The organism is Micromonospora sp. SD12 (assembly GCF_052068495.1).
In the GTDB taxonomy this organism is placed as follows: domain Bacteria; phylum Actinomycetota; class Actinomycetes; order Mycobacteriales; family Micromonosporaceae; genus Micromonospora; species Micromonospora echinofusca.
Genome location: NZ_JBQHDF010000002.1, coordinates 369573 through 387648 on the forward strand (window position 1 = coordinate 369573; position 18076 = coordinate 387648).

Genomic DNA, 18076 nt, shown 5'->3' on the forward strand with positions numbered 1-18076 from the left:
TCACCAACGATCTTCTCGGTACGTGGGCGCTCGTGGGACACCATCGCGCACAGTGGGACTGTTGGGAAACCACGAGCCTGAATTGTGATCTGCGCCACAATGAGAATGCGGACAAACTCCTACATAACGGCCGTCATTGCGGGATGTCCTCCAGCAGATCCGTCACCATTGCGGCGATCGGTGAACGCTCCGAGCGGCTGAGGGTGACGTGGGCGAAGAGCGGATGGCCCTTGAGCGCCTCGATCACCGCGGTCACCCCGTCGTGCCGCCCGACGCGCAGATTGTCCCGCTGGGCGACGTCGTGGGTGAGCACCACGCGGGAGCCCTGGCCGATGCGGGAGAGCACCGTGAGCAGCACGCCCCGCTCCAGCGACTGCGCCTCGTCCACGATCACGAACGCGTCGTGCAGGCTGCGGCCCCGGATGTGCGTCAGCGGCAGCACCTCCAGCAGACCCCGCGAGGTGACCTCCTCCAGCACGTTCTCGTGCACCACCGCGCCCAGGGTGTCGAAGACCGCCTGTGCCCAGGGCGACATCTTCTCCGACTCCGAACCGGGCAGATAGCCCAGCTCCTGGCCGCCGACGGCGTAGAGCGGGCGGAAGACGACCACCTTCTTGTGCCGGCGGCGTTCCATCACCGCCTCCAGCCCGGCGCAGAGCGCCAGCGCCGACTTGCCGGTGCCGGCCCGCCCGCCCAGCGAGACGATGCCGACCGACTCGTCCAGCAGCAGGTCCAGCGCGATCCGCTGCTCGGCCGAGCGGCCGTGCAGCCCGAACGCCTCCCGGTCGCCACGGACCAGCCGTACGGTCTTGTCGGGCAGCACCCGGCCGAGCGCCGAGCCCCGGCCCGAGTGCAGCACCAGACCCGTGTGGCACGGCAGCCCGGCGGCGGCGTCCAGGTCGAGCGTCTCGCCCGCGTAGAGCCGGCCGATCTGCTCCTCGGCGAGCTCCAGTTCGGCCATCCCCGTCCAGGTCGGGTCGCTGGCCTGGCCGTGCCGGTACTCGTCCGCCCGCAGGCCCACCGAGGCGGCCTTGACCCGCAGTGGCATGTCCTTGCTGACCAGGGTCACCTCCCGCCCCTCGGCGGCGAGGTTGAGCGCGACGGAGAGGATCCGGGCGTCGTTGGAGTCGGTACGGAACCCCGGCGGGAGGACCCCGTCGTCGGAGTGGTTGAGCTCCACCCGCAGGGTGCCGCCGGAGTCGTTCGCGGGCACCGGGCGGTCCAGCCGCCCGTGCCGGACCCGCAGCTCGTCCAGCATGCGCAGGGACTGCCGGGCGAACCAGCCCAGCTCCGGGTGGTGTCGCTTGCCCTCCAGCTCGGAGATGACCACGAGGGGCAGGACCACCTCGTGCTCGGCGAAACGGTGGAAGGCCGCCGGGTCGGACAGGAGCACCGAGGTGTCCAGGACGAACGCCTGGCCTGCTGGTCGGGGCTCCTCGTTGCCGACCGGAGCGGCGGACGCGCTGCGGCGGCTCCGGGTGGCGCGGCGGGTCGTGGCAGTCGCGGCCGGGGTCTGGTCGGTCCCGGCGGGCGTACGGCGAGTCGTCACAGGCCTGCTCCGACGGATGGGCATCCGCCACCCGCGTTCCGCCTCCTCCGGTGCCCGGGGACACGGGGTCGGATGCGGAACCCCGTGCGCGAGGTCGCAGATCCGGGCGGACCGGCTGGCCCGGGAGAACCCCGTGCCATGCCTAGACGCTAGCGGCGTCGGACCCCGTGGGCTAGAGGGCGACGGTGGATCTGCGGGGACCGGCGGGTGAACTCGGCCGGCGGCGGAACCGGCCGGGATGCATGCCCCCTGCGCGCATCCCGGCCGGTGGGACCACCGTCACCGGTCTGACGTGGCCCCGACGGTGCGTGTCCGCCGCGGACGACGCACCGTGCCGTTACGGTCGACGGGGCCTCGGGCTCCCCGTCGACCGGGCTCAACCGGTCCGCCGGACCAGGGTGCCGGTCGGGTGCCGCCCGGTGACCGGGGCGACCGGCGCCGAGAACGACGAGCCGGTGTACGTGGTGCCGGGCCGGACCACCGTGCCGGCGACCCGGGCGGCGGTGACGGGCGACGGGCCGGCCAGGGCCGACGCGATGGCGGCCTGGGCGTCGCGGCGACGCCGGTTCCACGCCCCCCGGTCGCCGTCGAAGTAGCCCTGCCGGTAGCCGAACCGGTAGCCGATCCGGTAGCTGAGCTGACCGTGCAGCCGCCCGGCCGCGTAGCTCGTGGCACCGAGGACGAGCACGAGGAAGACGGCGAGGAAGGGGCTCATCCGGCGGCTCCCGTGCGCCGCGGGTCCCGGGTCATCGCTCCTCCGGCTCGGTCGGCGTCGGCTCGGCGACGAGGAGGCGGTCCAGGTCGTCGGTGCTGACCTCCTCGACCAGCTCGACGCTGATCCGGCAGCCGTCCAGGACGACCTCGGCCACCGAGGAGCGACGGATCTCCCCGCCGGCGTCGTACACCCGGACGCTGACCTCGGGGCAGCCGAGGTGGGTACGCCAGGAGTCCCACTCGGTGCGGTCGCCGACGCTGAGTGACAGGTAACGGCAACCTCTGGCGAGGTAGAGCCGCCATGGCGCGCTCAGGCCCGTGGCCACCCCCTCCGCGATCAGGCCGAAGGCCTGGGCCCGGGTGGCTAGCTCGGTCACCACGCCCCCCTCGCGCCGGGGGCGTGACACATGTGAGCACCGATCGTCTCATGCACGTGACACACCGTAGATTGTCCCATGGACGTGACAGTATCAGCTTTTCGTCCGTTTACGACGGCCTCTACGGGCATCTATTCTGCCCAGGTGACACCCCTCAGGAGCGGTGCCGGATCGTTTACCGGCGCGTCGACGACTACGTCACGTCCGCGTGACAACAGCGTGCCAGGACACGCACCGGTGGCCGGATGGTCGTACCGTCACCGAGTGACCGAGACGGCCAACGCACGGAAGATCGCCTTCGCCACCTTCGTCCGGCGGGCGCTCGACGAGGCCCGGGCCACCCGGGCGTGGAGCGGCACCGAGGTGTCCCGTCGCACCGGCGTCTCCCGGCAGACCATCAACCGCTGGGTCCGGGGCGACTGGGCGAGCGACCCGGAGGCGGAGCGCGTGGTCGCGTTCTGCGAGGGTCTCGGGCTCAGCCCCGCGACCGCCTTCGCGGCACTGGGCTGGGAACGGACGTCCGCCCCCCGCAGCACGCCGACCCCGCCGCCGATGGACCCGGACGTGGAGGCGCTGCTGCGTCGGCTCGTGGACCCCGACGTCTCCGACGCGGAGAAGTTCCACATCCGGGAAACCATCAGATACCTCGCGTACCGGCCCACCCTCCCGGTCGATGTCCGAAAACGAGGGAAACAGGCCGGCTAGTTCCTCAGATGGCGAAAGAACGGCAGGTCAGACTCATTCGTTTCGCTCCGGGGCCGGAACGGGCGCGCTAGCGTCCGTATTCGTACTGCTTGGGCTCGTCGTCGGCGGGGGGACGGGACAAGGCCGAACCCAGCCCTGCGGGACAGAAGGAGGGGTCTGTCCATGACCCTGAAGTGGATGGCAGTCGTGATCGCCACCGTGTCGCTGACACTGGGCGTGACCGGAAACGTGGTGACCCTGGCGGTCAACGGCGGGCAGCTTCCCCTGCTCGTCAACCTCCTCGCGCTCACCTCCGCCAGCACCGCGGTGATCCTGGCGGTGGTCGCCGAGCTGCACGACCGGCTCGACAACCGGGTCAGCGCCCTGACCGACTTCCTCGTCGGCCGGCTGAAGGAGATCGAGGAGCGCACCGGCGACCGCAACAGCGGATTCGTCGAGGGCTACCTGCTCAGCCACGGCCAGGATGCCGCCGTCGTGCCGTTCGGCCGGCGGGGACGGGGAGCCGCCGAACGCTGACCGTCGGGCCCGCCGCGCACCGACCGCACCCCTCCGGGGCGCCGGCCGGCAGCCACCGCTCGGGCGGGGATTGAGCCGCCCCGCCCGGGGTACGCTGTCGCGCGTGCCGCCGTTGAATCTGGGCAACCAGCAGCCGAGGACCCCGTTGGACGCCGAGCAGGCCTGGCGGACGACCGCCGGTCGGTCGGCCGGGACCGTGCTCTTCTTCGACTTCGACGGCACCCTGGCGCCGGTCGACGACGATCCCACCGCCGTCCGCCCCGCCCCGAAGGTGCTGGCCGCGATCGAGGCGCTCGCCCCGGTGGTCCGGCGCGTGGCGATCGTCTCCGCGCGCCCGGTCGACTTCCTCCGCGACCACCTGGGCGGCCTGTCCGGCGTCGACCTCTACGGCCTCTACGGCCTGGAGCACAGCCACTCCGGCGGCGAGACCGTGACGGAGCCGGCGGCCCTGCCCTGGGTGCCCACCATGGCCGAGCTGAACGACCTGGCCCGGGCCGAGCTGCCCGAGGGCACCCTGGTGGAGTACAAGCGGCTCTCGGTGGCGCTGCACTGGCGCACCGCGCCGCAGCTCGGCGCGGACGTGGAGCGGTGGGGCCGGGCCCAGGCCGAGCGGCTCGGGCTCAAGGTCCAGGCCGGGCGCATGGTGCTGGAGCTCAAGCCGCCGGTCGACCGCGACAAGGGCATGGTGATCGACGAGATCGTCCGGGACGCCGAGGGCGCCTGGTACTTCGGCGACGACGTCTCCGACATCAAGGCGTTCGCCGCGCTGCGGGCCCGGGCCGCCGCCGATCCGCACTTCTTCGGCGTCTGCGTCGCCGTCGCCAACCCGGAGACGGGTCACGAGGTCGCGAAGGCCGCCGACCTGACCCTGGACTCCCCCGCCGCCCTCGGCGACTTCCTCACCGACGCCACCCGGCACCTCACCTGACGCGCCCGCGCCGGCCGGGGGCGGCACGCGCACCGGCCCGCCCCGGCGACCGCGCACCGGCCCGCCCCGCGACGGCGCGCGCTGCGGGGCCGACCCGGCGAGGGCGCTGCGGGGCGGTCAGGCGCCGTAGCGGCGTTGGCGGTTGGCGTAGGAGCGCAGGGCGCGCAGGAAGTCGATGTGCCGGAAGTCGGGCCAGTTCAACTCGCAGAAGTAGAACTCCGAGTGGGCCGACTGCCACAGCATGAAGCCGGAGAGGCGCTGCTCGCCGCTGGTCCGGATGACCAGGTCGGGGTCGGGCTGCCCCCGGGTGTAGAGGTGCTCGGCGATGTGCTCGACGTCCAGCACCTCGGCCAGTTCCTCGATGGTGCCGCCGGTGGCGGCGTACTCCAGCAGCAGCGAGCGCACCGCGTCGGTGATCTCCCGTCGGCCGCCGTAGCCCACCGCGATGTTGACCTCGGCCCCGCCGCTGCGGTCCCGCGTGCGTTCCTCGGCGGCCTTCAGCGCGGCGGCGGTCGAGGCCGGCAACAGGTCGAGCGCGCCCACCATCCGCAGCCGCCAGGGGTTGCCCTCCTCGGCCAGCTCGACCACCAGGTCCTCGATGATCTGGAGCAGCGGGTCGAGTTCCTTGGCCGGTCGGCGCAGGTTGTCGGTGGCGAGGAGGTAGAGCGTCACGTGCCCGATGCCGGCCTGGTTGCACCAGCCCAGCATGTGTTTGATCTTGACGGCGCCCATGCGGTGCCCGTCGTTCGGGTCGACGTAGCCCATCTCCCGGGCCCAACGACGGTTGCCGTCGCACATCACGCCGACGTGCCGGGGCACCGGCTTGCCCGCGAGCTTCGCCGTCAGGCGACGCTCGTACACCGAGTAGATCAGGTCCCGCAGAGTCATCACCTTGCAGCGTAGCGACCCACGCCCCGGATCACCGCCTCGGAATGCGCTCCCGCGCCGACAGACCGATGCCGATCATGCCGAGGGTCCGGGCGTCGAGCCGCCCGTCGCCCAGCCCCAACTCGACCACCGTCCGGTAGACCCGGTCGTCCCGGCGGGCCGCGCGGACCGCCGCGTCGACCACCTGCCGGCGCCGGGCCAGCCACGCCGCGACCGAACTGTGCCGCAGGTGGGTGCCGAGGCGGCGGCGCAGCGTCGCCGCGTACCGCCGGGCGGCCTGCTCGGGCGAGCCGGCGGCAGCCGCGCCGGCGAGCGCCCCGGACAGCAGCGCGTAGAAGATGCCCTCCCCGGTGAACGGGTTGATCAGGGAGAGCGCGTCGCCGGCGAGCACCAGCCGCCCCTGCCCCGGGGCGGGGCGGTACGTCGACAGCGGCAGGTGGTGGGCGCGCAGGTCGGTGACCGTGGCCGGGTCCGTGCCGGGCAGCAGCGCGCCGAGCCGGTCGACCAGGTGCGCCCGGCTCAGCGGCTCGCCCCGCAGCACCTCCCCGTACCCGACGTTCGCCCGACCGTCCCCGATCGGGAACGACCAGGCGTACGCCGGCCAGCGCGGCGCCGAGGTAACGATGAGCTGTTCGGGCGGGCCGGTCAGCGCCGGCGCATACCCCCGGATGGCGAGCGCCAGGTGCCGGTCGGGATTCGGCCGGTGGCCCAGCGCCCGCCGGAGGACGGACCCGGCGCCGTCCGCGCCGACCACCGCCCGCGCCGCCAGCCCGCCGTCGAGCACCACCCGGTCGGCCCGGACCTCGACGTGCCGCACCGCGTGCCGGCGCAGCCGCGCGCCGGCCGCGACCGCCGCCGCCACCAGCCGGGCGTCGAAGACCTTCCGGGGCACGGTGTACGCGGGCCGCGGCAGCGCCCGCGCCACGGTGCCGCCACCCGGGCCGACCAGCCGGAGCGCCGGCAGGGGCGCGTACCCGGCCACCGCGTCGGGCACCCCCAGCTCGTCCAGTACGTCCAACGCGTGCGCGGCGATGCCGTCCCCGCACGCCTTGTCCCGGGGAAATTCGCTCCGGTCCAGCAGCAGTACGCTCGCCCCCGCCCGCCGGGCCGCCAGCGCCGCGGCCGACCCCGCCGGGCCGGCCCCGACCACCACCACGTCGAACTCGTCGCCCACGGACTCGTCGCCCACCGCGTCGCCTCCCACCGCCGGTCCGGCTCCCTGCGGCCATCCTGCCGCCGGAGACGCGCAGCGCGGCGAAACCCGCCCGGCACGTCGGCGAGGACGTCCCGCGACCCCCGCAGCGACGGCACCTCCCGACGCCACGTCGCCACGTCGGGGTGGCGGGGTGGCGACGTGGCAACGCGGCGGGGCGGCCACGCGGCGGGGTAAGCGCGGCGGGGCGGCGCGACGCGGCGCGACGCGGCGGCGCGGCGGCGCGGCGGCGCGGCGACGCCGACGCGCAGGAGATCTTGGTAGATGCGCACCCCTCGCGGGGCATGTTCCTACCAAGATCGGCAGGAAGGACGGGCTGACGCCGTTGGGGACGAGTGCCAGGAGCGTGTCCTGGACGGAGGATCCGTCGCGGTGGGTGTCGCGGCAGGACGGCCGTTGGGGACGGGGCCGGGAGCGGTCTCATGGACGGGGCAGCTCGACAGCGCGGATGCGTCCCTACGCCGGCCGGGCGGCCCGTTCGGCGCGGGTGGCGCGCCAGAGGCCGTAGAGCGTCAGCGCCGCCGCGGCCACCAGCGGCCCGCCGTCGCGGACCAGACCGTCCGGGCCGAGCAGCCACCAGCACAGCGGCAGGTCGACGGCGAGCACGACAGCGGTGACGACCAGCAGCAGCGTGCGCGCCCAGCCCTTACCGCGCATGAGGAAGGCGGTGCAGAAGAGCACCGCGTAGCTGGTCACGATCCCGGCGGCGAACCAGAGCAGCACGGCGGGCACGGCGGTCAGCCGGTCGTCCAGCACCGCGCCGCCGGCGACCAGGGCCGGGACCAGCATGAGCGGGCTGTACGTGAACGCCGCGACCCGGCTGGTGAGCAGCCAACCGCTGACCTCCGGCCGGCGGGGCGGGGTCTCCCGCCAGGAGATGCCCTCGCGGTCGATGACCAGCCGGGGCCGGTGGCGGACCAGGTGCCCGGACACGGCTGGCGAGCGGTAGAGCAGCCAGACCACGGCGGCGCAGAGCACGGTGAGCAGGGCGAAGCCGAGCAACCCCGGCAGCGGCGGCACGCCCTGGCGGGGCACGATCAGCCGGCCGACCGCGAAGACCGTGGTCACCCCCAGGATCAGCCCGAACGGCCGGGCCACCCGCCGGCCCCGACGGACGTGCCCGATCAGCAGCAGGAAGCCGAGCGAGCGCAGCATCGCCCAGCCCGTCCGTACCGCCAGCCCGAAGCCCTGCTCCGGGGCGTACCACCAGTTGAGCAGCTCCACCACGACGGTGGCCGCCGCGGTCAGCGCGAGCAGCGTGGTCAGCGCCCGGACGGCGGACGGCCGCCGGACCTCGGTCGCGGCGGCCGTCCTCATGGGAACCGATGATGCCCGGTCGGGGCGTCCGTCACACCTGTCTCAGCGCTGCGGCGCCGCGTCGAGCCGGGCGCGCAGCGCGTCCAGCTCGGCCCAGAGCACGCCCGGCAGCTTGTCGCCGAACTTCTCGAACCACTCGGTGACCATCGGGAGCTCCTTGCGCCACTCCTCCGGGTCGACCTTCAGCGCGATCCGGACGTCCTCCGGGGTCATGTCGAGGCCGTCGACGTCGAGCGCGTCCTGGGCCGGGACCATGCCGATCGGGGTCTCCACCGCCTCGGCGCGCCCCTCGATCCGCTCGATGATCCACTTGAGCACGCGGGAGTTCTCGCCGAAACCGGGCCAGAGGAAGTTGCCCTCCGGGTCCTTGCGGAACCAGTTGACGTAGTAGATCTTCGGCAGCTTGGACTCGTCGCCGTCGGTGCCCTTGCCCATCTCGATCCAGTGCCGGAAGTAGTCGCCGGCGTGGTAGCCGATGAACGGCAGCATGGCCATCGGGTCGCGGCGGACGACGCCGACCGCACCGGAGGCGGCGGCGGTGGTCTCCGAGGAGAGCGTCGCGCCCATGTAGACGCCGTGCACCCAGTCGCGGGCCTCGGTCACCAGCGGGATGGTGTCCCGGCGGCGACCGCCGAAGAGGATCGCGTCGATCGGCACGCCGTTCGGGTCGTAGTAGTCCTCGGCGAGGATCGGGCACTGCGTGATCGGGGTGCAGAACCGGCTGTTCGCGTGCGAGGAGAGGCTGTCGCTCTCCGGCGTCCAGTCGTTGCCCTTCCAGTCGACCAGGTGCGCCGGCGGCTCGCCCATGCCCTCCCACCAGATGTCCCCGTCGTCGGTCAGGGCCACGTTGGTGAAGATGGAGTTGCCGCGGTCCAGCGTGCGCATCGCGTTGGCGTTGGTCTTCCAGTCGGTGCCGGGCGCGACGCCGAAGAGGCCGTACTCGGGGTTGACCGCGTAGAGGCGGCCGTCGGGGCCGAAGCGCATCCAGGCGATGTCGTCGCCGATGGTCTCGACCTTCCAGCCCGGGACGGTCGGCTCCAGCATCGCCAGGTTGGTCTTGCCGCAGGCCGACGGGAAGGCCCCGGCGACGTGGTAGACCTTGCCCTCCGGCGAGGTGATCTTGAGGATGAGCATGTGCTCGGCGAGCCAGCCCTCGTCACGGCCCATCACGCTGGCGATCCGCAGCGAGTAGCACTTCTTGCCCAGCAGCGAGTTGCCGCCGTAGCCGGAGCCGAAGGACCAGATCTCCCGGGTCTCCGGGAAGTGCGAGATGTACTTCGTCTCGTTGCACGGCCACGCCACGTCCTGCTGGCCGGGGGCGAGCGGCGCGCCGATGGAGTGCAGCGCGTGGACGAAGTCCGCGTCGTCGCCCATGGCCTCCAGGACCGTGGCGCCCATCCGGGTCATGATGCGCATGGAGGCGACCACGTACGGGCTGTCGGTGATCTCGACGCCGAACATGGGGCTCTCGGCCTCGACCGGGCCCATGCAGAACGGGATGACGTACATGGTGCGCCCGCGCATGCAACCGCGGTACAGCTCCGTCATCGTCCGCTTCATCTCGGCCGGCGCCATCCAGTTGTTGGTGGGGCCGGCGTCCGCCTCGTCGACGGAGCAGATGAAGGTGCGCTCCTCGACCCGGGCGACGTCCGTCGGGTCGGTGCGCGCGTAGAACGAGTTGGGCTTCTTCTCGGGGTTGAGTCGGATCAGGGTGCCGGCCTCGACCAGCTCGTCGGTGAGGCGACGCCATTCCTCGTCGGACCCGTCCACCCAGACGACACGGTCGGGGGTGGTCAGTTCAGCGACCTCACGGACCCAGGCGAGCAGTTTGGGGTGGGACGTCGGGGCCTGATCGATACCCCGAACGGTAGCCGGAGCAACCATGACACATCTCCTTGGTGGTCGACGCTGACCGATCTATGGGATGCACGAGTCTTGACGGCGCTATGCGTCGCCTTCGTGGGAACCTGGGATTGGCCTCAGCGTAAACCGGGTGAGGTCACCAGTCAGTGGGACTGGTTGTGAAGAACTGCACAAGCTGCGGTCACGCTGCGGCATCACGAGCTAATACCCGCTTTCACGCGCAGTTTCACGCAAATGCTCAGGTGAAACCTCACACGCCCGCCGGCGGCGTCCCGTCGACGCAACCCACCGAACCGCCCCGCCGCGCCGTCGATCTCGTTACGCTCTGTCCACAGGCACACACCCGGACAGGTGGTCCGTCGTTGCTACCCGTACGGGATGCCACCAGCCGGTAGGCTCGCGTCGTGGCCGCGACGATGACCGGGGAGCCCGGCTCCCGGCAGACCCGCACGGGTCTGGTCCACTCGCTGGTGGAGCGCTTCGGCCATCTCGTCCGCGAGCTGAGCAAGTTCGCCACCGTGGGCGGGGTCGCCTTCCTGATCGACTTCGCGCTCTTCAACTACCTGACGACTGTGCGGGGTGTCGAGCAGGTCACCGCGAAGACCATCTCGACGGTGATCGCGGCGACCGTCGCGTTCGTCGGCAACCGGTTCTGGACGTGGCGGCACCGCAAGCGCTCCAACCCGGCCCGCGAGTACGCGCTGTTCTTCTTCTTCAACGGCGTCGGCCTGGGGATCGCCGTGGCCTGCCTCGCGATCAGCCGCTACGGCCTGGGCAGCATCTGGCCGGAGGTGTTCCAGACCCCGCTGGCCGACAACATCGCCAGCTTCGTCGTCGGGACCGGCCTCGGGACGCTGTTCCGGTTCTGGTCCTACCGACGGTTCGTCTTCGTCGAAGCGGGAACTCCCACCGTTCCGGAAGAGAAGGACGACCGAGACCACCGGGCGTGACCTCCCGCCCACCCCGTCCCGGCCGGAGCCTGCCGGCCCCGCCCACTGCCCTAAGGTGTTCCGCATGCGTCTTGTCCGTCTGCTGCCTGAGCGCTGGCAGAAGTTCATCCACGAGGCGCTCAAGTTCGGAATCGTCGGCGGCGTCAACACCGTAATCAATTACGCCGTGTTCAACGCGCTCGCACTGACCGTTTTCGTCGACGGTCAACTGAAGGCGACGGTCATCGCGACCGTGGTGGCGACCATCACATCGTATCTGATGAATCGTCACTGGACGTACAGGGATCGTCCGAAGTCGGCCATGCGGCGCGAGTACGTCCTCTTTTTCCTCTTCAACGGCGCCGGCCTGCTCATCGAGCTGGGCGTCCTGGCCGCTGCCAAGTACGGCCTGGGCCTGACCAGCCTGCTCGCCCTCAACGTGGCGAAGACCGGCGGCGTGCTGTTGGCGACGCTGTTCCGCTTCTGGTCCTACCGGACGTTCGTCTTCCAACCGGCACCCGCGCACGCGGCGGACACGTGGCACAGCATCCCGCGCGACGAGTGGGACACGATGGCCGAGATGGACCCGGTGGCCGAGCTGGCCGAGTCGATCTCCGAGCTGGAGGAGTCCGAGCCGCCGCCAGGTGCCGGGCGGCGCGTCCCGCGCGTCGCGCCCGGCCCGGGCCCCGCGCCGGCGGCGGGCCCGGCGGCCCCGGTCCAGGGGCGCCCCGTCCCGCTCGACGCCGGCCTCGGCGGCTCGCTGGACCGGGAACTGGAGGCGGAACTGGCCGCCGAGCTCCAGGCGAGCACCCGCCGACCGCCGCGCCGCTGACCCGCGCCGGGGCCCGCCGCCGGTCTCAGGCGGTGGGGTCGCGCAGGGGCTTGCCGTCGTGCAGGTCCGCCAGGATGTCGCGCATCTCGGAGTCGCCGAGGGAGTGCTTGTCGTGGTGGGCCTCCACCAGCTCGTAGAGCTTGGTCTGGACCTGACCGACCTTCGGCACGTCGTGCAGGACCGACTGGCCGCGCTCGCCGGCGGACTCGATGGTCAGCGTCCCGCAGCCGAGCAGGCGCTCCACGAACCGCTGGTTCATGGCGTGGTCGTTGATCCGGGTCAGCGGGATGTCCCGCCGGTCCCGGGAGAGCACGCCCTGTTGGAGCAGCACCCGCTCGTCGGTGAAGAGGTAGTGGGTGGTCCGCCAGACCAGGAACGGCCACAGCGCCAGCCACAGCACCGCCAGCAGGGCCAGGCCGCCGATGACGGCGAGCGCGATCGAGCCGCCCCCGCCGGACGGCAGCAGGACCACACCGGCCACCACCGCCGCGATGGCGAGCACGAGCACCGCGACCGGCCGGACCAGCGCCTTCCAGTGCGGGTGCAGGTGCAGTACGACGTGCTCGTCCTCGGTGAGCACGTCATCGGGGAACGCCACGGGAACCTCCTCGCAGAAACGGACGCGCTGACCGTAACCGCTCCCCTGTCGCCGGGGGATCAGCCGCGCGGCGGTCTGCGGGATTCAGCGCAGGTGCAACACGTCGCCGGCCGCGAGGGCGCGGGCACCGGCGGAGGTGGCGACCAGCAGCTGGCCGTCGGCGTCCACGCCGGTCGCGGTGCCGGTCACCTCCTCGCCGCCGGGCAGCAGCACGCGTACCTGCCGGTCGACCGTCGCGCAGGCGGCCAGGTAGGCGTCGCGCAGGCCGCAGGCGACCGCGTCGCCGCCCGCCGCGCGCCACTCGGCGTACCAGTCGGCGATCCCGCGCAGCAGCGCCCGCAGCAGCGGGTCCCGGTCGGTGGCTGCCGCGCCGGCCAGTTGCAGGGAGGTCGCCGGCAGCCCCGTCGGGTTCTCCGGCAGTTCGTCCGCCCGCAGAGTGACGTTGAGGCCGACGCCGAGCACGATCGCGGGCGGCCGGGCCGGCAAGGCCCCCGGCACCGCCTCGGCGAGGATGCCGGCGCACTTCGCGTCGCCGACGAGCAGGTCGTTCGGCCACTTCAGGCCCGCGTCCAGCTCGGCCAGCCGGGTGACCGCCTCGACGAGGGCGACGCCGGCGAGCAGCGGCAGCCAGCCGTACCCCGTCTGGGGTGCCGCCGGCCAGTCGCGGTCGGCGACGGCCTCCCCGGGGCGGAGCAACACGCTGGTGGCGATGCCGGCCCGGGCCGGCGACTGCCAGACCCGGCCGCGCCGGCCGCGCCCGGCCGTCTGCCGCTCGGCGACCACCACCAGGCCCTCCGGCTCGCCGGCCCGGGCCGCCTCGGCGACGTCCGCGTTGGTGGAGCCGGTCTCGACGCGCAGCTCCAGCCGGGCCCAGGGTCCGTGCGGGGCGACCAGCGCCCGCCGCAGCCGCGCCGCCGACAGCGGCGGGCGGTCCAGATCGGTGTACGGCGAGCCCGGCATCCCGTCAGCCTACGGCCGCCCCCGGCCGGCCAGCCGGGGGCGTCACGGCTCGGCTGAGGCGAACTGCACAGCGGCGGCGGCCTGAACCATCGTTATATTCCCAGGGTGACTACCGAGACCGGGATCAACATCCACAGCACCGCGGGCAAGCTGGCCGACCTGGAGCGGCGGGTCGACGAGGCGGTGCACGCCGGGTCGGCGCGTGCGGTCGAGAAGCAGCACGCGAGGGGCAAGAAGACCGCCCGCGAGCGCATCGAGATGCTCCTCGACGAGGGTTCCTTCGTCGAGCTGGACGAGCTGGCCCGGCACCGGTCCACCAACTTCGGGCTGGCGAAGACCCGCCCGTACGGCGACGGCGTCATCACCGGCTACGGCACCATCGACGGCCGGCAGGTCTGCGTCTTCGCCCAGGACTTCACCGTCTTCGGCGGCTCCCTCGGCGAGGTCTTCGGCGAGAAGATCGTCAAGGTCATGGACCTGGCCATGAAGATCGGCTGCCCGGTCGTCGGCATCAACGACTCCGGGGGCGCGCGCATCCAGGAGGGCGTCGCCTCGCTCGGCCTCTACGGCGAGATCTTCTTCCGCAACGTGCGGGCCAGCGGCGTCATCCCGCAGATCTCCCTGATCATGGGCCCGTGCGCCGGCGGCGCGGTCTACTCCCCGGCGGTCACCGACTTCACCGTGATGGTCGACCAGACCTCGCACATGTTCATCACCGGCCCGGACGTCATCAAGACGGTCACCGGCGAGGACGTCGGCATGGAGGAGCTGGGCGGCGCCCGTACGCACAACTCGCGCAGCGGCAACGCGCACTACCTCGCCACGGACGAGCAGGACGCGATCGACTACGTCAAGGCGCTGCTGTCGTACCTGCCGTCGAACAACCTGGACGAGCCGGTGGTCTTCGACGCCCCCGCCGACCCCGACGTGACCGACGCCGACCGGGAACTGGACACGCTGATCCCCGACTCGGCCAACCAGCCGTACGACATGCACCGGGTCATCGAGCACGTCCTCGACGACGGCGAGTTCCTGGAGGTCCAGCCGCTCTACGCGCAGAACATGGTCGTCGGCTACGGCCGGGTCGAGGGCCGGCCGGTGGGCGTGGTCGCGAACCAGCCGATGCACTTCGCCGGCACCCTGGACATCGCCGCCTCGGAGAAGGCCGCCCGGTTCGTGCGCACCTGCGACGCGTTCAACATCCCGGTGCTGACCTTCGTGGACGTCCCCGGCTTCCTGCCGGGCACCGGGCAGGAGTGGGACGGCATCATCCGCCGGGGCGCGAAGCTCATCTACGCGTACGCCGAGGCCACCGTCCCGAAGGTCACCGTGATCACCCGCAAGGCGTACGGCGGCGCGTACGACGTGATGGGCTCCAAGCACCTCGGCGCGGACCTGAACTTCGCGTGGCCGACCGCGCAGATCGCGGTGATGGGCGCGCAGGGTGCGGTGAACATCCTCTACCGCTCGGAGCTGGCCGCCGCCGAGGACCCGGCAGCCGTGCGGGCGGAGAAGATCGCCGAGTACGAGGACACCCTCGCCAACCCGTACATCGCGGCGGAGCGCGGTTACGTGGACAGCGTCATCCCGCCGCACGAGACGCGCACCCAGATCGTCCGCGCGCTGCGGATGCTGCGTACCAAGCGCGAGACCCTGCCCCCGAAGAAGCACGGCAACATCCCGCTCTGACGCCGCCGGCCCGGCGCCCGGCCGATCGCCGCCCCGGCCGGGCACGGGTCGGTCAGCAGCTTGGATTCGCCGACGCGCACATCCGGCGCGCCGCCGTCCTGCCCAGTGTCTGCAGGTCGGCGTAGCTCAGGCCACCGGGGCGCGTTCCGGCGACCGTGTCCTGCAGGGTCCCCGGGCTGAGCGCGACCACGGTGACCAGGTCGCCGACCCGCACCACCATGGTGACCTCGACCGCCTCGTCCGCGGCCGCCACCTTCCCGTTGGCCCGCAGGCGGGAGGGCAGCGACACGTGGCGCAGCATCACGGACTCGTCGCCGGCGAAGCCGCTGATCGGCGTCTCCCAGCGGTGCGTCTGGGTGGTCGCCACCGGACTGCCGCCAAGGAGCGTGGACTTCGTCAGCTGCCACTCGGCACAGGCGTTGAGCAGCAGCCCGACCAGGCCGAAGACCAGCCGGCCCTGGCCCGGATGGACACGGTAGACGTCCTGGGTGAGCGCCGGGCCCCGCGTCACCGGGCTCTCCGGGGCCCAGAGCAGGGTCTGCGACCGCGAGTAGCGGGACGTGGGCGCCGCCGACGGCACGCCCCGCTCGCGGCCGCAGGACTCCAGCACCGGGTCGACGCGTACCGGTTCCATCAGGCCGGCCTCGCCGAGCTGCACACCGGTCCTCAGGGGCAGGTCCGCCGGGGCGAGCAGCGCGTCCTGCGGGATCTCGGCCGGCGCGGCGGTCGTCGGCGACACGGAGGTGGCGGCGGCCATGGGCGCCGGGGGCGCGTCCCTCCGCCCGGCCCACTCCCCGACCGCCACGGCCGAGCCGGAGACGACGACGAGCACCGCGACGGCCGCCGTCAGCGCCGTACGCCTGCTGCGTCTGCGCGCCCGCGCGCGGATCTCCGCCGGCTCCGGCCAGCGGACGTCACGCAGGTCACGGTGCACCTGTTCGACGAACCTCGGCTCGTCACGCATCGGCGGCCTCCTCCAGGTCAGAGACGGCGAGCAGCCCGGCGAGCGCGGCACGCCCCCGGGAGAGTCGGGCCTTGACGGTGCCCACCGGGGCGGCCGTCTGCCGGGCCACCTCGGCGACCGGCATGCCCATCAGGTAGTAGAGCGCGATGGCGGTGCGCTGTTCCTCGGGGAGCCGTCGCAGGGCGGTGACCACCTCCACGGTGGCGGTGTCCGGGCCGGGCACGCTCTCGTTGGCGCCGTGCCGCAGGTAGGCGCGGGCCCGGCTGCGCAGGCTGCGCCACCGGCTGACCGCGATCCGGCTCGCCACGACCCGCACCCACGCCTCCGGCTCCTCGTACCCGCTGACCGTCGACCAGCGCTGCCAGGCCCGGATGTACGCCTCCTGCACGGCGTCCTGCGCCTCGGCGAGGTCGCCGGTGAGCGCGTAGACGAAGCCGAGCAGCCGTTGCCGGCTGCCCCGGTAGAACTCGTCGAACCCGTCGACGTCCGGCACCTGCTACCTCCCCGTGACGGTCACAGGGGACACGCGCCCGGCCGTGCCGCCGGTTGCCCGGCCGGCCGGTCATTTTCCGGGGGTCAGGCCGGCACGTCATGTTCCGGGTGTCAGGCCGGCCTCGGTGAGGATCGGGCCGGCCAGCAGCAACGCGCCGGCGCCGAGGGCGACCAGGTTGACCAGGGCGAAGACGGTGACCCAGAAGAACGCGGGCAGCGGGGTGAGACCGGCGAGCTGGTCGGCGTCGGAGGCGGGCATCCGGCCGCGCGAGCGCATCCGTTGCAGCTCCACCACCGGCCGTACGCCGCCGAGCAGCAGGAACCACACCCCGGCGTACGCGAACGCCGCCTGCACCTGCGGCGTGGCGTACCAGGAGACGGCGAGCACCACCCCGCCGGTGACCAGCAGCGAGATCACGCCGAAGACGTTGCGGATCATCACCAGCATGGCCAGCAGCAGCGCCACGGCGACCCAGAGCAGCAGGGTGATCCGGTTGCCGCCGAGCAGCCACGCGCCGGCCAGCCCGACCAGCGGCGGGGCGACGTAGCCGGCGAGCAGGGTGAGGATCATCCCCGGGCCGGTGGGCCGGCCGGCCGAGAGGGTCAGCCCGGACGTGTCGGAGTGCAGCCGAATGCCGTGCAGGCGGCGGCCGGTGAGCAGGGCGACCAGCGCGTGCCCGCCCTCGTGGGCGATGGTGACGGCGTTGCGGGCGATCCGCCAGGGCAACCGGGTGGAGACGACCACCAACGCGACGGCGGCGGTCAGCAGCACCAGCAGGGGCGGTGGGTCCGGCTGCGCCGCGAACAACTTGTCCCAGAGACCGCCGAGCCCGTCGATCGACACCATGGGGCGCGAGCCTACCGGCCCCGACCTGTGTCGCTGCGTCCTCTCCGGCCCGCATCAAGGGAGGCTGATCCGGTGGCGACCGGAGCGGGAGGTGGACGCCGGTGAGCGCGGTCCTCCGGGAACCCCACGTCGGCCTGTGGACCGAGGCCGAGTACCTCGCCATGGGCGAGACGCCGAACCGGATCGAGTTGCTCGACGGGAGCCTGATCGTGAGCCCTGCCCCGAGCAAGCGGCACCAGCGGGTGTCGCGACTGCTGGCCAACAGCCTGGACGACGCCGCGGCGGCCCTCGCGGTCTTCGAGGCGGTGAACGTCCGGCTCGGCGTCGACCGCATCGTCATCCCCGACGTGGTGGTGGCCGACACCGACGACGAGGGCACCGTGGTCGAGGCGAGTGAGGTCGTCCTCGTCTGCGAGATCGTCCCGCCGGGGAACGCGGCCGCCGACCGGTTGGTCAAGATGCAGCTCTACGCGATCACCGGGATCCCGTGGTATCTGCTGGTGGAGCAGGACGGCACCGGCCACTCGCTGCGGCTGCACCGGCTCGACGGCGCGCACTACGTCGAGGAGCAGGTCGCGAAGCCGGGCGAGGAGCTCAGCCTGGCCGCGCCGATCCGCTGGCGCGTCGACCCGGCCACGCTGCGCTGAGGCGGCGACACCCGCTCGGCGCGGTAATCCACTTCCACCGTTAATGAA

The 18076-nt window shown here is 72.7% G+C and carries 19 protein-coding genes; 7 read left to right on the forward strand and 12 right to left on the reverse strand.

Annotated elements, in window-relative coordinates:
- Positions 1–133 precede the first annotated feature (133 nt).
- The 3 genes from ACTMS2_RS05440 to ACTMS2_RS05450 all read right to left on the reverse strand — a co-directional run bounded on the left by ACTMS2_RS05440 (position 134) and on the right by ACTMS2_RS05450 (position 2640).
- Positions 134–1549, reverse strand: a complete 1416-nt coding sequence (locus ACTMS2_RS05440) for a PhoH family protein (protein WP_441174384.1) — start codon at positions 1547–1549, stop codon at positions 134–136.
- 376 nt (positions 1550–1925) lie between these two features.
- A complete protein-coding gene (locus ACTMS2_RS05445; protein WP_441174386.1) occupies positions 1926–2264 on the reverse strand; it encodes a hypothetical protein in 339 nt (112 codons plus the stop codon).
- A gap of 31 nt (positions 2265–2295) precedes the next feature.
- Entirely contained in the window at positions 2296–2640 is a 345-nt protein-coding gene (locus tag ACTMS2_RS05450) for a hypothetical protein (protein ID WP_363626919.1), read from the reverse strand.
- 264 nt (positions 2641–2904) lie between these two features.
- Between ACTMS2_RS05450 and ACTMS2_RS05455 the strand changes: the two genes are divergently transcribed.
- The 3 genes from ACTMS2_RS05455 (at position 2905) to otsB (ending at position 4789) form a co-directional block, all read left to right on the forward strand.
- A complete protein-coding gene (locus ACTMS2_RS05455; RefSeq protein ID WP_089002002.1) occupies positions 2905–3345 on the forward strand; it encodes a helix-turn-helix domain-containing protein in 441 nt (146 codons plus the stop codon).
- Between the two features lie 162 nt (positions 3346–3507).
- Positions 3508–3861, forward strand: coding sequence for a hypothetical protein (locus ACTMS2_RS05460; RefSeq protein ID WP_089002003.1), 354 nt, complete (start codon positions 3508–3510; stop codon positions 3859–3861).
- Positions 3862–3964: 103 nt separating this feature from the next.
- Positions 3965–4789, forward strand: a complete 825-nt coding sequence (gene otsB / locus ACTMS2_RS05465; protein ID WP_441174387.1) for a trehalose-phosphatase — start codon at positions 3965–3967, stop codon at positions 4787–4789.
- 117 nt (positions 4790–4906) lie between these two features.
- Here the strand turns inward: otsB and ACTMS2_RS05470 are convergent, their stop codons facing one another.
- From ACTMS2_RS05470 to ACTMS2_RS05485, 4 genes are all read right to left on the reverse strand, one after another.
- Positions 4907–5677 (reverse strand): isoprenyl transferase, encoded by a 771-nt coding sequence (locus tag ACTMS2_RS05470; RefSeq protein ID WP_089002005.1) that lies wholly within the window; start codon positions 5675–5677, stop codon positions 4907–4909.
- 31 nt (positions 5678–5708) lie between these two features.
- On the reverse strand, positions 5709–6866 hold the full coding sequence (locus ACTMS2_RS05475; RefSeq protein WP_441174389.1) for a geranylgeranyl reductase family protein: 1158 nt from the start codon (positions 6864–6866) through the stop codon (positions 5709–5711).
- A 480-nt stretch (positions 6867–7346) separates the two neighbouring features.
- Positions 7347–8207, reverse strand: coding sequence for a hypothetical protein (locus ACTMS2_RS05480; protein WP_441174391.1), 861 nt, complete (start codon positions 8205–8207; stop codon positions 7347–7349).
- A gap of 42 nt (positions 8208–8249) precedes the next feature.
- Positions 8250–10091 (reverse strand): phosphoenolpyruvate carboxykinase (GTP), encoded by a 1842-nt coding sequence (locus ACTMS2_RS05485; protein ID WP_441174392.1) that lies wholly within the window; start codon positions 10089–10091, stop codon positions 8250–8252.
- A gap of 395 nt (positions 10092–10486) precedes the next feature.
- Here ACTMS2_RS05485 and ACTMS2_RS05490 point away from each other — a divergent pair, with 395 nt between their 5' ends.
- Positions 10487–11020, forward strand: a complete 534-nt coding sequence (locus ACTMS2_RS05490) for a GtrA family protein (protein ID WP_441174657.1) — start codon at positions 10487–10489, stop codon at positions 11018–11020.
- Positions 11021–11084: 64 nt separating this feature from the next.
- A complete protein-coding gene (locus ACTMS2_RS05495; RefSeq protein ID WP_441174659.1) occupies positions 11085–11831 on the forward strand; it encodes a GtrA family protein in 747 nt (248 codons plus the stop codon).
- Between the two features lie 25 nt (positions 11832–11856).
- On the opposite strand, the gene ACTMS2_RS05500 is transcribed toward ACTMS2_RS05495, so the two are convergent.
- Both ACTMS2_RS05500 and ACTMS2_RS05505 read right to left on the reverse strand, forming a co-directional pair.
- Positions 11857–12429, reverse strand: a complete 573-nt coding sequence (locus tag ACTMS2_RS05500; protein ID WP_089002009.1) for a PH domain-containing protein — start codon at positions 12427–12429, stop codon at positions 11857–11859.
- Positions 12430–12513: 84 nt separating this feature from the next.
- Complete coding sequence (locus tag ACTMS2_RS05505) at positions 12514–13389, reverse strand: biotin--[acetyl-CoA-carboxylase] ligase (protein WP_441174393.1); 876 nt, start codon at positions 13387–13389, stop codon at positions 12514–12516.
- Between the two features lie 105 nt (positions 13390–13494).
- Between ACTMS2_RS05505 and ACTMS2_RS05510 the strand changes: the two genes are divergently transcribed.
- On the forward strand, positions 13495–15078 hold the full coding sequence (locus tag ACTMS2_RS05510) for an acyl-CoA carboxylase subunit beta (protein WP_441174394.1): 1584 nt from the start codon (positions 13495–13497) through the stop codon (positions 15076–15078).
- Positions 15079–15130: 52 nt separating this feature from the next.
- On the opposite strand, the gene ACTMS2_RS05515 is transcribed toward ACTMS2_RS05510, so the two are convergent.
- The 3 genes from ACTMS2_RS05515 to ACTMS2_RS05525 all read right to left on the reverse strand — a co-directional run bounded on the left by ACTMS2_RS05515 (position 15131) and on the right by ACTMS2_RS05525 (position 17381).
- Complete coding sequence (locus tag ACTMS2_RS05515; protein WP_441174395.1) at positions 15131–16042, reverse strand: hypothetical protein; 912 nt, start codon at positions 16040–16042, stop codon at positions 15131–15133.
- On the reverse strand, positions 16035–16535 hold the full coding sequence (locus ACTMS2_RS05520; protein ID WP_089002013.1) for an RNA polymerase sigma factor: 501 nt from the start codon (positions 16533–16535) through the stop codon (positions 16035–16037). Before ACTMS2_RS05520 ends, ACTMS2_RS05515 begins: the two co-directional genes overlap by 8 nt.
- 96 nt (positions 16536–16631) lie before the next feature.
- Complete coding sequence (locus ACTMS2_RS05525; RefSeq protein ID WP_441174397.1) at positions 16632–17381, reverse strand: M50 family metallopeptidase; 750 nt, start codon at positions 17379–17381, stop codon at positions 16632–16634.
- A gap of 101 nt (positions 17382–17482) precedes the next feature.
- On the opposite strand from ACTMS2_RS05525, the gene ACTMS2_RS05530 reads away from it, so the two are divergent.
- Positions 17483–18028 carry a Uma2 family endonuclease gene (locus ACTMS2_RS05530; RefSeq protein WP_441174398.1) on the forward strand — a complete coding sequence of 182 codons (546 nt, stop codon included), beginning with the start codon at positions 17483–17485 and terminating at the stop codon, positions 18026–18028.
- The last annotated feature ends 48 nt before the right edge of the window (positions 18029–18076 follow it).